The sequence below is a fragment of the Cellvibrio sp. KY-YJ-3 genome, assembly GCF_008806955.1.
Classification (GTDB): Bacteria; Pseudomonadota; Gammaproteobacteria; order Pseudomonadales; family Cellvibrionaceae; genus Cellvibrio.
The window spans coordinates 1,306,827-1,320,512 of sequence record NZ_CP031727.1 but is presented as its reverse complement, the minus strand read 5'-3'; the positions used below and the strand labels follow the sequence as shown (position 1 = coordinate 1,320,512).

Genomic DNA, 13,686 nt, shown 5'->3' with positions numbered 1-13,686 from the left:
CCACTAGGCCAGCAGCAAACTCTCTGCGCTGGCGTGCTGCCAGACTTGTGCTTGCAACTTTTCTTTCATGCGCACCACTTCGCCCACAATAATCAGCGCCGGTGATTGCACTTGCTCGCGAATTACCGCGGCAGGAAATTCAGTTAAGGTGGAGATAATGTCGCGCTGGTCTTTGCGGCAACCGTTTTCAATAATCGCAACCGGCGTGTCCGCCGCCAAACCGCCCGCCAATAATTGCGTAGCAATTTCATCGGCGCGGGTCAGGCCCATGTAAAACACCAGGGTGTGATTCAATTGCGCCAGTGCAGCCCAATTCACATCCAAGCTTTTTTCAGCGTGACCGGTGACAAAGGTGCAGCCCTGCGACAAACCGCGATGAGTTAACGGAATATCGGCGTAAGTACTGCAACCGGATGCGGAGGTAATCCCGGGAATGACTTCGGCATCAATACCCGCGCTGCGCAGCTCTAACAATTCTTCGCCGCCACGACCAAAGACAAAAGGATCACCACCTTTAATGCGGCAAACGTTTAAACCCGCTTGCGCTTGGGTAACCAATAATTGATTTAAATCTTCCTGCTTGATGCTGTGTTGGTTTTTTGCTTTACCCACATAGTGCGCAGGAATGTGCGAAGGGAACAGCGCGCGAATATCCGGGCTGACCAGATAATCGTAAAAAATAATGTCGGCGTTATTGATCGCACGCAGCGCTTTCAGCGTTAACAATTCCGCATCGCCCGGGCCTGCACCTACCAACCAGACTTTGCCGGCAGGTGATTTTTTGGCTCGCTCCTGACTGTCGCCTGTTTTTTTTACGCCGCGCGCTTTTATCAGCGCCGAGGGCAGTACCTGGATATTGGCTTTGAAGAAATGGTTCATGACATTACCTGCCTGTTGTTTACAATCAGGGAATTGCAAACGCAGTGCCATATCCATTTTTTTCTACAAAAAAATTATTTTCCTTTTATTTTCATATGCTTATAAATACGACGCAGCCGACATGCCACAGCCCGGCGCGATCCCCCTTGGGATAAAATTTGTTTTTCTGTTTTTTATTGGTGCATGAGCGCACCAGATAAAAGCAAAATGCAAAAATTTGATTTTCGCAAAATGCACCATATAAAAACAAAGTGATGGTGCACTGCGCACCACAAGATTGCATTTTTGATTTTTTAGCCACCGAACAAACTATTTTTGCGTTGGATGCAGATCAAACTCCGATGAAATAAATCCCTGCAATGGGCCGCAAGCGGTTTACACTGCAACTATTCACCATTTTGGAACAGGCTTTGAATGACAATTCTGCGCGCCAGCAAAAGCTGCAGGGCCGAAAAAGCCTTGAGCGAATAGACACGGCTCGCTAGAGTTGTTTGGCCGCCCACGGCGGCAGCCTTGTCACTTGTTAATGTTGCTTTGCAACGGGGAACTACCTTCCTTATATGTCACTAGTCGATAGTTTTGGTCGAACCATTAATTATGTGCGCCTGTCGGTGACTGACCGCTGCGACCTGCGCTGCGTTTACTGCATGGCGGAGGAGATGCAATTTCTGCCGCGCAGTGAGGTATTAAGCATTGAAGAGCTGACCACCTTGGGCGAAACCTTTGTGGCTCTGGGCGTGACCAAACTGCGTATTACCGGCGGTGAGCCACTGGTACGCAAAGGCACCATCGATTTACTACAACGCCTCGGCCAGTTGAACGGATTAAAAGAGCTCTGCCTCACCACCAATGGCACCCACTTGCCGCAATATGCCCAGGCGATTAGGGATGCGGGCGTTGAACGCATCAATATCAGCCTCGACAGCTTGAGCCCGGCGCGTTTTCGCCAGCTCACCCGCTTTGGCGATATCAACCAGGTATTGGCCGGGATCAAAGCCGCGCAAGCGGCTGGCTTTAAGCGCATCAAACTCAACTGCGTTGCACTCAAACACTACAACGCCGATGAAGTACCGGCATTGGTGCGCTTTGCATTGGATGAAGGTCTGGATATCAGCTTTATCGAGGAGATGCCGCTCGGACGAATTGATGAACACGGGCGCGCGGCGGAATTTATCAGCAGCGATGAACTGCGCGCGCAGCTACACGACCTGCAATTGCAGCCCCTTGCCGCCAACGATGACCACAGTAGCGATAATGCCGGCCCAGCGCGCTATTGGCAGGCCGCTGGCTATAGCAGTCAGATCGGATTTATCTCGCCCCACTCCAACAATTTTTGCGGCAGCTGCAACCGCGTGCGCGTCACCGCCACCGGTCGCCTGCTGCTGTGTTTAGGGCAGGAAAATAGCGTGGATCTGCGTGCGACCTTACGCGGCAGTAGCAATCCCAATAGCGACCTGCGCGCGCAAATCATCGCCGCCATGCAGCACAAACCCGAGAAACACACCTTTGATATCAACAATGACGAACCGCAGATAGTGCGGTTTATGAATATGACAGGGGGCTGATATGTCAGCACAAAAAGAATTCGAGCCACTCAATATCTGCGTCCTTACCGTCTCCGACACCCGCAACCTGGAAACAGATACCTCAGGTCAAAAACTGCAGGATTTACTCACCGCTGCCGGCCATAAATTGCATGATCGAAAATTAGTGATCGATGACATCTATCAAATCCGCGCCGCGCTCTCCAATTGGATTGTCGACCCGCTGGCGCAGGTGGTGCTGATTACCGGCGGTACCGGCTTTGCCGGGCGCGACTCGACCGTCGAAGCGGTGACCCCACTGTTTGATAAAACCGTGGTGGGTTTTGGCGAGCTGTTCCGCCAGGTCTCCTATGAGGAGATTGGCACCTCCACCATCCAGTCCCGCGCCACAGCAGGGCTTGCCAATCGCACCCTGATTTTTTGCCTGCCCGGCTCTACTGGCGCCTGCACCACCGCATGGTCAAAAATCATTGTCGATCAACTGGATGCGCGCCATCGCCCCTGCAATTTCGTAGGGCAACTGCGGTTGGAGCACTGAAAATCAGCTTTTTGGCGCTGAAATTTGCACTATTTCTGCACCTTCCTCTGGAATCCCGCCCCTAAACAGGGAGCGGGACACAGCTTGCATACCAGTTTTTTTAAAAAACCTACTCACCGCTCGCGCCTGCCACATCAAAAACCGATCAAATAACATAAATCTGACCGTTGCGACCTAAGTGGCAAGCTAATTGCTGATCACACCTGCCTGAGCTGTTTTGGCGCTTTTTGATGTACTTGTGAGCATGCATCCATGAACCATTCTTTATTGTTAGACACCGCTGTGCCATCGCTATTGGCCACCATGGATGCGCTGACCCTCGAACCGGATTTCCAATTATTTTTTAAAAAAGCCGCTGCAGCGGTGCGCACCCTATTGAATGCGGACGGTACCGCGCTGATTTTGCTCGACGAAGAGAGCCAGACCTTTGAATACAAACTGTTTGAAGGCGAGCAACAACATTTATTAAGTGCGTTTAAAGGCTTTCGTTTCACCTCCACCACCGGTATTGCCGGGCGCGCACTGGCAACCAAACGCAGTATTTTCACCCGCGATTACGCCAATGCCCCCGAGGCGATTCCCCAACTGGTAAATGCAGGCCTGCAGTCCAATTTGGTGATTCCACTCATCTCCTCCGACAAGGTGCTGGGGGTTATCGCCTCCTCCTGGTTTAAGCACACCGAAAAAACCGCCGAGTTATCGCCGCAGTTGCTGGCGCTGGCTGAGCGCATTGCGAGCCAAATTGCCGTGGCGTGCCATCGCGAACAACTGGAGGCACAACTGCGCTCGCTGGTGACCATAGACCCGCTCACCAAGCTGTTAAATCGCCGCGGAATTCTCGATTGTCTGGATCACAGCCTGGAAAACCTGCAGCGCTACAACCGCGGTTTTGCCTTGTTTTTTATCGATGTCGACGGGCTGAAAGCCGCCAATGACCACTGGGGTCACGAGACCGGCGATGTATTGCTGCGCGACTTGGCGCTGCGCTTGAGCGATGTGATGCGCAAAGGCGATCAACTCGGGCGCTTGGGCGGTGATGAATTTTTAATTATTGCAGAGTGCGACGACAGCCATATCGAACTGCTCGCCAAACGTTTTTTGCAGGCGCTGCGGGTGCCCTACGGCAGCGGGCGCAAACGCGGGCGCTTGAGCGGCAGTATTGGCGTAGTGCTGGCACCGCAGGACGGTGTGGACGAAATTAACCTGATGCGCAAAGCCGATGCCGCCATGTACCTCGCCAAAAGCCAGGGTGGCGACCGCTTCCAACGCGCCTCGGTAAAAGCCGCGCTGCCACAGGAACAACTGATTTCGATTGTGGATGTAGAAGGTGCGCTGGAACGCAATGAACTGCAGTTGTGGTACCAGCCAATTTGCCATTTGCACGATCTGTCGCTGGTGGGTTTTGAAGCGCTGCTGCGCTGGTGCAAACCCGACGGTGAAGTAATCAGTGCCGGCCCGCTAATTCAGGCGTTTGAGTCCGCCCGTGGCGATTTGGAATACCGCATCGGCAACTGGGTATTGCGCGAAGCCGCACGCCAAATGCGCCTGTGGAACAGCAGCGAGTTGGCGCCGGATATTCATATCAACATCTCACCGCGCCACTTTTTGCACCCCTCGTTTTTGCTGGAGCTGCAAACCCTGTGCGAACAGCAACAGGGCTTTGGCGAGGCGCTAATTATTGAAATTACTGAAACCGCCATGCTGGAAGATCTGGAGCGCGCCAAGCGCATTATGCTGCGCTGCCGCGACTTGGGAGCGCGTATGGCGGTGGATGACTTTGGTACCGGCTATGCGTCGCTCACCTACATCAAGCGCCTGCCGCTGGATATCATCAAAATCGATAAATCCTTTGTCGCCGATTTACCCGGCAATAAGGTGGACTGGGATATCACTCAGGGCATAGTGTCCATCGCCCATGCGTTGGGCCTGACCGTGGTGGCCGAAGGCGCAGAAACCTTTGAGCAAATCAGCTGTTTGCGCGAACTCAACTGCGATCAAGTACAAGGCTATTTTATTCATCGCCCCATGCCGTTTAGCGATGCCAACGGCTGGCTGGAGCACAAGAGCAAACGCCTCGGCGCCGAGATAACCGCCAACCACTTGCCTGCCGCCAGAAGCCACAAAACAGCTGCACTTGGCAGCTTGGGGTGTAATCACCCGGCAGCGCTATTTCCGCAGGAATTGTTTGATCCGCGTTTTACCTTGGTCAACCAGCAACCGCGCTCGGCCTGATTAGATAATCAGGCTCCCGCGATTACCGTGAAATGGAAGGGAACTCAGTAGTGCACCGGCAGCCTTCGCAACATATCCTGCCGCGCGCTGATCAGTTCTTTGTAGGTTTGGATCATGGTGAAATCGACCTTGTTGCCATTGAGTTTTAACTCGGCTAACTGTCGCTCGTAATCGGAAATTTCGCGAATTAATTTATCGCGCATTAAATCGGTGCGATTCACATTAAAATCGGCTTTCAAGTTTTTACTCTGCCTTCTCATGCTTAACACTCCCTAAGAAAAACGCTCGTACTGAGACAATAAACGCGCAGCAATGCAGACTCATTCCACACTGCTCGCCGGTAAAGGCTAGCTCTTGAAGCCTAGCGCAGATGACCGGTGCAAACGCGGCAAAACTTAGAATATTTTCTTCTCGGGAACCTAGAACCTTGGTTATAAAAAGAAGGGCATAAGCGGGTTCTTATTTAGCGTCCGTTTAAAAGTGTCGCCCAAGCAAACCGGCGATCACCCAGCGCATAAAAATGCGGGTTGAGAATATCCTCACGGCTGTTGTACACCAGCGGCGGAAGCGTTGGAGTTGCCTCCACCACGGCGCCACCGGCAGCTTCTAAAACGGCTTGCGCGGCGGCGGTGTCCCACTCTGAGGTAGGAGCGAGGCGCGGATAAAAATCGGCGAGCCCTTCAGCGATCACACAAAACTTGAGCGAACTGCCGGCGTTGCTGGTTTCAATCGGCCCCGGCCATTGCTTCTTCATCACCTCCAATAATTCCATAGTCGCTTGCGTGCCGTGGCGATGGCTGAGTAGTAGCGTGAGCGGTAAAGCGTGAGCAGCGCGCTCATTCAGGTCGCGCACCCGGATTGCCCGAGGCGTTTGCCCGTGGGTGTACTTCCAGGCCCCGACGGATTCGTGTTGTTGCGCCGCCAACACGCCCAAGTAAGTGATGTCCGTAGTCGGCACATGCACCACACCCAGCATTGAGCGCCCTCCATGTACCAGCGCGATATTGACGGTGAATTGGCCGTTGCGCGCGATAAATTCTTTGGTGCCGTCAAGCGGGTCCACCAACCAGTAACTGCCCCAAGTCTGACGCTCGGCAAAATCCGGCAGCTCCGCCTCCTCGGAAATAATCGGCACATTGAGCAGGGCAGGTAAACCTGCGGCGATAACCCGCTGCGCCGCCATATCCGCAGCAGTCAGCGGGGACTCATCGGCCTTGTGGGTGATGTCGTAGCTGTCCTGCTGTGCGTAGATAGCCATGATCGCCTCTCCGGCACGCCGCGCCAGCGCAACCAAATCAGCAATCAGCGCCGGGCTAATCGGATTATTGTCCATGGTTTGGCTCCTGCTGCGGGCACACCACTGGCGAATCCAGCAACAAGCGGCCGGCGAGCCACTCGCGCGCCATAAACAGCGCGGCGATGCTGCGGCCTTCGCACACATCGGGGCGCATAATCAATTCCAGCAAATCGGCAAGTGGATAAGGCACCACTTCTATCGGTTCCGGCTCATCGCCTTCCAGCCGCTCCGCGTATAAGTCCCAGGCCAGCACCACATTAATGCCGTGCTCCATATAGGCGGGGGAGAGGTTAATCTTCTTCAAAAACTGCAACTTGCGCGCGCCGTAACCCACCTCTTCTTTCAGTTCGCGATTGGCGGCCTCCAGTAACTGCTCGCCCGCGTCTATCGCCCCTTTGGGCAGTGCGAGGTGATAATCCTCAATTCCGGCCGCATATTCACGCACCAAAAGCACCGTATTTTCATCGAGCAGAGGTACAATAAGCACCGCCCCCGGGCCGCCGGAACAGAGTTTTTCGTAGGTGCGCTCTTCGCCATTGCTAAAGCGCAAGTGGATTTCATCGGCGCGAAACAACCGGCTGCGCGCCACTGTGGCGCGCTTGAAAATACTGGGTTTTGTAGGCATAGGCGTGTTACTAGGTTTGTTAAATACAGTTATTAATACAGTGTGTAAATTCGGTTAGAGACAATTCTATGATCAACTGGGACTTAATAGATACCGTCATGCTAGACATGGATGGTACCTTGTTAGATCTGCATTTCGACAATTATTTTTGGCTGGATCACCTGCCCCAGCGCTATGCAGAAATCCACCAGGTGGATCTCGCCACTGCCAATACGCGCTTGAAAAATCATATCCAACAATACGAAGGCACCCTGCAATGGTACTGCCTGGAGTTTTGGTCCAAGGCGCTCGAGGTGGATATTCGCAGCCTCAAAGAAGAGGTAAAACACAAAATTCAAATTCGCCCTCATGTCGGCGAATTTTTAATGCGCCTGCGCGCGTTAGGCAAAAAAGTGCTGCTGGTTACCAATGCGCATCCACAGAGTTTGTCGCTAAAATTGGAGATCACCCAAATTGACAATTGGCTGGATGTGATTGTCTCCTCGCACCAATTTAATGAGCCCAAAGAATCGCAAAAATTCTGGCAAGAGCTGCAAGCCTTTGAACATTTTGACCCGGCGCGCACCTTGTTTATCGACGACACTGTGCGCATTCTGGATTCCGCCAAAACCTTTGGCATTAAATATTTGCTCGGCATTCACCAACCGGATAGCAAAATTGAACGGCGTATGGAGCAGTACCCCGCCATCCACCACTTTGATGAAATTATGCCGGAAGCGGTTTAACCAATGAGTAAACAAAAACAGCATCATGATGACGACGATGACGATAAAATTCGCATCGACAAATGGCTCTGGGCCGCGCGTTTTTTTAAAACCCGCAGCCTTGCCAAACAGGCCATCGACGGCGGAAAAATTCACTGCGATGGCCAACGAATTAAACCCAGTAAAGAAGTCACTGAAGGTTTGGTGTTAACCATTCGTCAGGACCTGGATGAAAAAACTGTCGTAGTCAAAGCACTTTCCGCCCAACGGCGCGGCGCACCAGAAGCAGCGCTGCTGTACGACGAAACCGAAGAGAGCAAAATCCTGCGTGAAAAACGCAGCGCTGAACGCAAAGCGGGGTTGGGCAATTACATTATCAGCGATCATCGCCCCAGCAAAAAAGAGCGCCGCCATATTCATCGCTTTCAGCGCATCAATTTATTGGGTGCCGACGATTAATTACACAAGGAGAGCACTATGCAAGGTCGCACATTGGTATTTATTCTGTTGTTGGGGTTCAGTATTAACTGCATAGCGGAGGTTTACCGCTGGGTCGATAAAGATGGCAAAGTACATTTCACCGACAAACCACCGGCAGCCGATGCAGAAAATATTACCAAACAAGTTAACAAACAGAACCTGGATACCAGCCGTGAAGAACTGAACAAAGTGCAGCAGCTTCATCTTCAGGAAGCGCAAGCGCAAAGACAGCAGCGCCAACACGCACAAGAAATAAGTGCCAGTGAAGCTTATGCCCGTGGCGCGAATTGCACAGCAGCTAAAAACCGTCTGCGCCGCATTAGCGGCAACGTTATTTTTTTGGATGACCAGGGCAAGGTTGTCAAAACTACCGAGCAAGAGCGGCAAGCCATGCTTGCCGAATTAACCACCTATATCGACAATAATTGCAATTAGTCATTGCGATTATTACCTGAAAGTCCACAAAAGGTTTTTTATGTCCAGCAATGATCTCCTCCACCGTTTTTTATTTGACGACTGCGATATTCGCGGTGAAATAGTGACCCTCGGCGATAGCTATCGCGAAGTGCTTAGCCACAACCCACAAGCACCGGCGATTCACCGTTTGCTGGGTGAGTTTCTCGCTGCCGTAAGTTTGTTATCCAGCACCTTGAAGTTTGAGGGGAAAATTATTTTACAAGCGCGCGGTGACGGTGCCATCTCTACCATTATGGCGGAGTGCAACCATCACAATAGCCTGCGCGGCATAGTACGCTTGAATAGCGATATTGAACTGGACGATGAATTGGCACAGAGCGGCAATTTACAACAACTGCTCGGCAATGGTGTGTTGGTAATTACCATTGAACCGCAACGTGCGGAAAATTTTGGCGGCACGATTGAACGCCACCAAGGCATAGTGCCGATGGACGCGGATAACCTCGCCGGATGCCTGGAGCATTATTTTGAACAATCGGAGCAGCTGGCAACCCGCATGTGGTTTGCCGCCAATAACAACACAGTCACCGGCTTTTTAATTCAAGCACTGCCGCAACAATTAATTACCAACGAAGACGACAACCGCGACAAATGGGAAACCGTCATCGCTCTGGCGGACACCATTAAAGCCGACGAGCTGTTGGAACTGGAACACAGCACCGTGCTTTACCGTTTATTCAACGAGCATCCGCTGCGTTTATTTGAACCGAAAGCCTTACACTTTGCCTGCAGCTGCTCGCGCGAACGCAGTGCGAGTGCATTGCTGTCGATTGGCAAAGAAGAAGTAGAGGAATTATTGGTTGAACGTGGCAGCATCGATATCGACTGCCAATTTTGTAATCAACACTATCACTTTCCTGCCGATGAAATTCGCCAGCTGTTAGGCGGTAGTGTATTGCATTAATTTTATTGGCTTCCCCTCGCTATACCCGCGCAAGCGGGTATCTAGCCTCAAACAAAAATATCCAGCACCAATACCCCCATCAAACCCACTATCCCTACAATAGTTTCCATCAAGGTCCAGGATTTAAAGGTGTCTTTTAAACTCAAATTAAAATATTCCTTGTACATCCAAAAACCCGAATCGTTAACGTGTGAACACATTAAACTACCCGCACCAATCGCCAATACCATTAAATTAGGGTCAGCGCCAGTGAGTGGAATAATGGGGGCGACTATGCCCGCTGCCGTTAACCCTGCGACTGTGGCAGAACCCAAGGCAATACGAATTATCGTCGCAATTAACCAAGCCAGCACCAATGGGTTTAGCGCAACGTTTTTGAGCGATAGCGCTAATTGTTCACTCACACCACTATCAACCATCACCTGCTTTAGCGCACCAGCACCGGCGACAATTAATAAAATCACAGCGATATCTTTAATGGCATCAGCATAAATACCCATGATGCGCCCCATACTCATACCGCGTTTAATTCCCAACGTGTAAGTTGCAAGCGCCAGTGCAATCAGCAATACAATCATGGAATTGCTGAGCAGCTGTACCCAGGGTGCCTGGGCGATTGCAGCGGGCAACATGTAAATCGCCAAACTCGATAAGGCAATCATCAACACCGGTAATAGCGAAGTAAAAAAACTGTTAGCAATACCGGGCAATTCATTGGCGGGTAAATCTGTTGGTTTGAATGTTGCCAGCGGCACGCTGTGAATATTTTTAAGCGTTGAAGTGAACACCGGGCCTGCAATAATCATGGTGGGAATTGCCACCATAATCCCGTAGAACAATGTAGTGCCCATATCCGCACCAAACTGCGGAATTAACGCAACCGGCGATGGATGTGGCGGTAAAAAACCGTGAGTCACAGACAGTGCAGCCAATAACGGAATACCCAAATACACCGCCGGTAATTTGGTTTGATACATCACTGAAAACACCAGCGGCACCAGCAGTACAAATCCCACGTTATAAAATAATGGCAGGCCGACAATAAAACCGGTGAACATCAGCGCCCAGGTGATGTATTTTTTTCCACACCAGCGCATCAAACTACTACTGATTTGTTGCGCGGCGCCTGACTCGGCTACCAATTTTCCAAACATCGCCCCCACACACAAAATAACGGCGAGCGAGCCGAGAATACCGCCAATGCCGGCCTCAATAGTGGCGGGGATTTTATCCAGAGGAATGCCGAGCATAATCGCCGCAGCGATGGAAGCAACCAGAAAGGCTAAAAAGGGATTGAGCTTTACGCCGGTAATTAACACCACCAGCAATAAAATTGCGATAACAACAGCAGCTATGGCCATGGGATCTCCTTTTATTTATTAATTATTTTTTTGATTTAATTTAGCGGCTAGAACGAGTTGAGCTCCTATTCAGTCTTTGAGACTCGCCGTGAATACATCCATGTAGGCTTGTCGTCGCCCGCAAGCGGACTAGCCAACGGATAAATCCGTTGTCGTTCAGCTGCGTACAAAACATGCTTTGTAAACACTTGCTTCACCCATGTCTCCGGCAGTCTCAAAGACTGAATAGAACCTCACCTCTTGCAGTCTCGATACAGACTGCATAAAACATTTTACTGATTAAAACCGGCGCGCGCGGAACTTACGCCCTTTCAATTTACCTTGACTCAAATGTTCAAGCGCTGCACGGGCAATGGATTTATCCACCGCCACGTAGGTAGCGTAATCAAACACATCGATCTTGCCGATTTTCTCAAAAGGTAATCCGGCATCTTTGGTTAGGGCGCCGATAATATCGCCGGGACGCAGTTTGTCTTTTTTTCCGCCGTCGATATTCAAAGTCACCATACTAACTTCTGGCAGTGCTTTTTTATCCGCAGTAGGTAGTGGCTCCAGCGTAATCGACTGTTTCATATAATCTTCAAGACGATTAATTTTGTGCACTTCTTTTTGTACCACCAAGTTCAACGCCAAACCCGACTCGCCCGCGCGGCCGGTACGTCCAATGCGGTGCACATGTACTTCACTGTCGCGCGCCAAGTCCACATTAATTACGGCATCCAAACCTTTGATATCAATACCGCGTGCAGCCACATCAGTCGCAATTAATACCGAGCAACTTTTATTGGAAAAACGTACCAATACTTGATCGCGTTCTTTCTGCTCCAAATCGCCGTGTAATGCCAAGGCATTTACACCTTGCTTACGCAAATAGTCCAACAGCTCATCGCAACTTTGTTTGGTATTGCAAAACGCAATAGAGCTTGAGGGTTGAAACGTAGCGAGCAAGGTTAATACTGCCGGGTAAACCTCATCGTCTCCGCGCAGCTCATAAAAATGCTGTTCGATTTGTGTTTCACTGTGAATAGATTCAACCGCGATCATTTGCGGGTCACGCTGGCAGCGCGCACTGATTTTTTTAATATCGTCAGGGTAAGTGGCAGAAAATAATAAGGTTTGACGCTCGGTATTGCAGGCAGCCAGTACCGCATCAATATCGTCAGAAAAACCCATTTCTAACATACGATCCGCCTCATCCAACACCAGCTGGTTAACGTTATCAAGTTTTAATGTGCCTTTAGCGATATGATCAACAATCCGCCCCGGTGTACCTACAACAATATGCGCACCACGCTCCAGTGAACCAATTTGCGGGCCAATGGAAACGCCACCGCACAGCGTGAGTACTTTTACATTGTGGGTTAAGCGCGCCAGGCGACGAATTTCTTTGGCGACCTGATCGGCTAATTCGCGGGTGGGACACAACACCAAAGCTTGCACACCAAAAAAACGCACGTTTAATTTTTCCAACAGCGCGATACCAAATGCGGCAGTTTTACCGCTGCCAGTTTTGGCTTTGGCAATCACGTCGCGCCCCGCCAGTACCAGCGGCAAGCTTTGCGCCTGAATTGGCGTCATTTCGCTGTAACCCAAGGATTCAAGGTTGGCCAGCATGTCCGCACTCAGCGGTAAAGTGGAAAAAGCAGTAGGATTCACAGATGACTCGTTGATTGTGCAATAAATGGATTAGTGCAGCAGAATACCAGTAAAATCGCAGCAAGTCGCCCTTGGGGCAATTACGGATACTCGCGAATAACGCCAATCAATCACTCGCTAGCGCAGGGTTTTTATGAAGATTTCTTTGTTTGAGCGCCACTTACCCCGTGTGCAATTACTTCTATTAATTCTGCTGCTGGCACCATTTGTTCAGGCCGATGAAGACAGCGATAAACCACAGCAAAAAAACTGGGAACTGGGTTTGGGATTGGGCGCTGTTGCCGGACCCGACTATCGCGGCTCTGACGAATATCGCAGTTTTATCAGCCCTATTCCCTATTTTATTTATCGCGGCAAATATATTCGCTCGGATCGCGAGGGGGTGCGCGGTAATTTTTTTCGTACCGATCAATACGAATTCACACTCAGTGCTAGCGCATCGATTACACCAGAAACGGATAAAAGCACATTGCGTGAAGGCATGCCGGAGCTGGGATCAACCTTTGAATTAGGGCCATCCTTTAATATTAATTTAAGTGGTGAAGATTTTAGTCGCGGCTGGCACCTGCAACTACCTTGGCGTGCAGTGTTTGCGCTTGGTGCGGAAGAGTCGGGTTACATAGGGTCGATTATTCAACCGCAGTTGGTGTATCGCACCCGATTCTCAGAGTGGACATTTAGTTATCGCGCCGGCATTACTTACGCCAGCAACGATTATCATAATTACTATTACAGCGTTGCACCGGAATATGTAACTGCAGAGCGCCCTGAATTTCGTGCAAAGGCCGGTTATAGCGGCTGGAACAATAATCTCTCCCTCAGCCGCAGCTTTTCACACCAGGGTTTTCAAACCCGTTTCGCTTTTTTTATTCGCTACGACAACATTGAACACACAGATATTACTCACAGCCCACTGGTGGTAGAGGATCACAGCGTGCGCGGTGGTATTGCGCTGATTTGGGTGATTAAATAATTTTCTGAAGTCGCTA

14 protein-coding genes are annotated in these 13,686 nt (G+C 50.8%); 8 read left to right on the top strand and 6 right to left on the bottom strand.

Features of this window, described 5'->3' with window-relative positions; translation table 11 throughout:
- Positions 1 to 3: 3 nt before the first annotated feature.
- Positions 4 to 936, bottom strand: coding sequence for a uroporphyrinogen-III C-methyltransferase (gene cobA / locus D0B88_RS05565; RefSeq protein WP_225318548.1), 933 nt, complete (start codon positions 934 to 936; stop codon positions 4 to 6).
- A 503-nt stretch (positions 937 to 1,439) separates the two neighbouring features.
- Between cobA and moaA the strand changes: the two genes are divergently transcribed.
- From moaA to D0B88_RS05550, 3 genes are all read left to right on the top strand, one after another.
- Entirely contained in the window at positions 1,440 to 2,444 is a 1,005-nt protein-coding gene (gene moaA / locus D0B88_RS05560) for a GTP 3',8-cyclase MoaA (protein WP_007638375.1), read from the top strand.
- A gap of 1 nt (position 2,445) precedes the next feature.
- Complete coding sequence (moaB, locus tag D0B88_RS05555) at positions 2,446 to 2,961, top strand: molybdenum cofactor biosynthesis protein B (RefSeq protein WP_007638377.1); 516 nt, start codon at positions 2,446 to 2,448, stop codon at positions 2,959 to 2,961.
- 252 nt (positions 2,962 to 3,213) lie between these two features.
- The gene (locus D0B88_RS05550) at positions 3,214 to 5,193 is read left to right on the top strand and encodes a bifunctional diguanylate cyclase/phosphodiesterase (RefSeq protein WP_040390959.1); all 1,980 of its coding nucleotides are present in this window, start codon (positions 3,214 to 3,216) and stop codon (positions 5,191 to 5,193) included.
- A gap of 44 nt (positions 5,194 to 5,237) precedes the next feature.
- On the opposite strand, the gene D0B88_RS05545 is transcribed toward D0B88_RS05550, so the two are convergent.
- From D0B88_RS05545 to nudE, 3 genes are all read right to left on the bottom strand, one after another.
- Positions 5,238 to 5,453 (bottom strand): hypothetical protein, encoded by a 216-nt coding sequence (locus D0B88_RS05545; RefSeq protein ID WP_040390962.1) that lies wholly within the window; start codon positions 5,451 to 5,453, stop codon positions 5,238 to 5,240.
- 203 nt (positions 5,454 to 5,656) lie between these two features.
- Positions 5,657 to 6,526 carry a 3'(2'),5'-bisphosphate nucleotidase CysQ gene (gene cysQ, locus D0B88_RS05540; RefSeq protein ID WP_151055741.1) on the bottom strand — a complete coding sequence of 290 codons (870 nt, stop codon included), beginning with the start codon at positions 6,524 to 6,526 and terminating at the stop codon, positions 5,657 to 5,659.
- On the bottom strand, positions 6,516 to 7,115 hold the full coding sequence (nudE, locus tag D0B88_RS05535; protein WP_050976951.1) for an ADP compounds hydrolase NudE: 600 nt from the start codon (positions 7,113 to 7,115) through the stop codon (positions 6,516 to 6,518). The genes cysQ and nudE overlap by 11 nt, the downstream gene beginning before the upstream one ends.
- 68 nt (positions 7,116 to 7,183) lie before the next feature.
- Between nudE and yrfG the strand changes: the two genes are divergently transcribed.
- Genes yrfG through hslO form a run of 4 tightly spaced genes read left to right on the top strand, consistent with a single transcriptional unit; the run spans position 7,184 to position 9,680 of the window.
- Positions 7,184 to 7,840: a GMP/IMP nucleotidase gene (gene yrfG / locus D0B88_RS05530; protein ID WP_151055739.1), complete on the top strand. Its 657-nt coding sequence runs from the start codon at positions 7,184 to 7,186 to the stop codon at positions 7,838 to 7,840.
- Positions 7,841 to 7,843: 3 nt separating this feature from the next.
- Positions 7,844 to 8,278: an RNA-binding S4 domain-containing protein gene (locus D0B88_RS05525; protein ID WP_007638385.1), complete on the top strand. Its 435-nt coding sequence runs from the start codon at positions 7,844 to 7,846 to the stop codon at positions 8,276 to 8,278.
- An 18-nt stretch (positions 8,279 to 8,296) separates the two neighbouring features.
- The gene (locus D0B88_RS05520; RefSeq protein WP_151055737.1) at positions 8,297 to 8,734 is read left to right on the top strand and encodes a DUF4124 domain-containing protein; all 438 of its coding nucleotides are present in this window, start codon (positions 8,297 to 8,299) and stop codon (positions 8,732 to 8,734) included.
- A gap of 40 nt (positions 8,735 to 8,774) precedes the next feature.
- A complete protein-coding gene (gene hslO / locus D0B88_RS05515) occupies positions 8,775 to 9,680 on the top strand; it encodes an Hsp33 family molecular chaperone HslO (protein ID WP_007638387.1) in 906 nt (301 codons plus the stop codon).
- A gap of 47 nt (positions 9,681 to 9,727) precedes the next feature.
- Here the strand turns inward: hslO and D0B88_RS05510 are convergent, their stop codons facing one another.
- Both D0B88_RS05510 and dbpA read right to left on the bottom strand, forming a co-directional pair.
- Positions 9,728 to 11,041, bottom strand: coding sequence for a gluconate:H+ symporter (locus D0B88_RS05510; protein WP_151055735.1), 1,314 nt, complete (start codon positions 11,039 to 11,041; stop codon positions 9,728 to 9,730).
- Between the two features lie 279 nt (positions 11,042 to 11,320).
- Complete coding sequence (gene dbpA / locus D0B88_RS05505) at positions 11,321 to 12,697, bottom strand: ATP-dependent RNA helicase DbpA (protein ID WP_151055733.1); 1,377 nt, start codon at positions 12,695 to 12,697, stop codon at positions 11,321 to 11,323.
- Between the two features lie 133 nt (positions 12,698 to 12,830).
- On the opposite strand from dbpA, the gene D0B88_RS05500 reads away from it, so the two are divergent.
- A complete protein-coding gene (locus D0B88_RS05500) occupies positions 12,831 to 13,670 on the top strand; it encodes a MipA/OmpV family protein (protein WP_151055731.1) in 840 nt (279 codons plus the stop codon).
- The last annotated feature ends 16 nt before the right edge of the window (positions 13,671 to 13,686 follow it).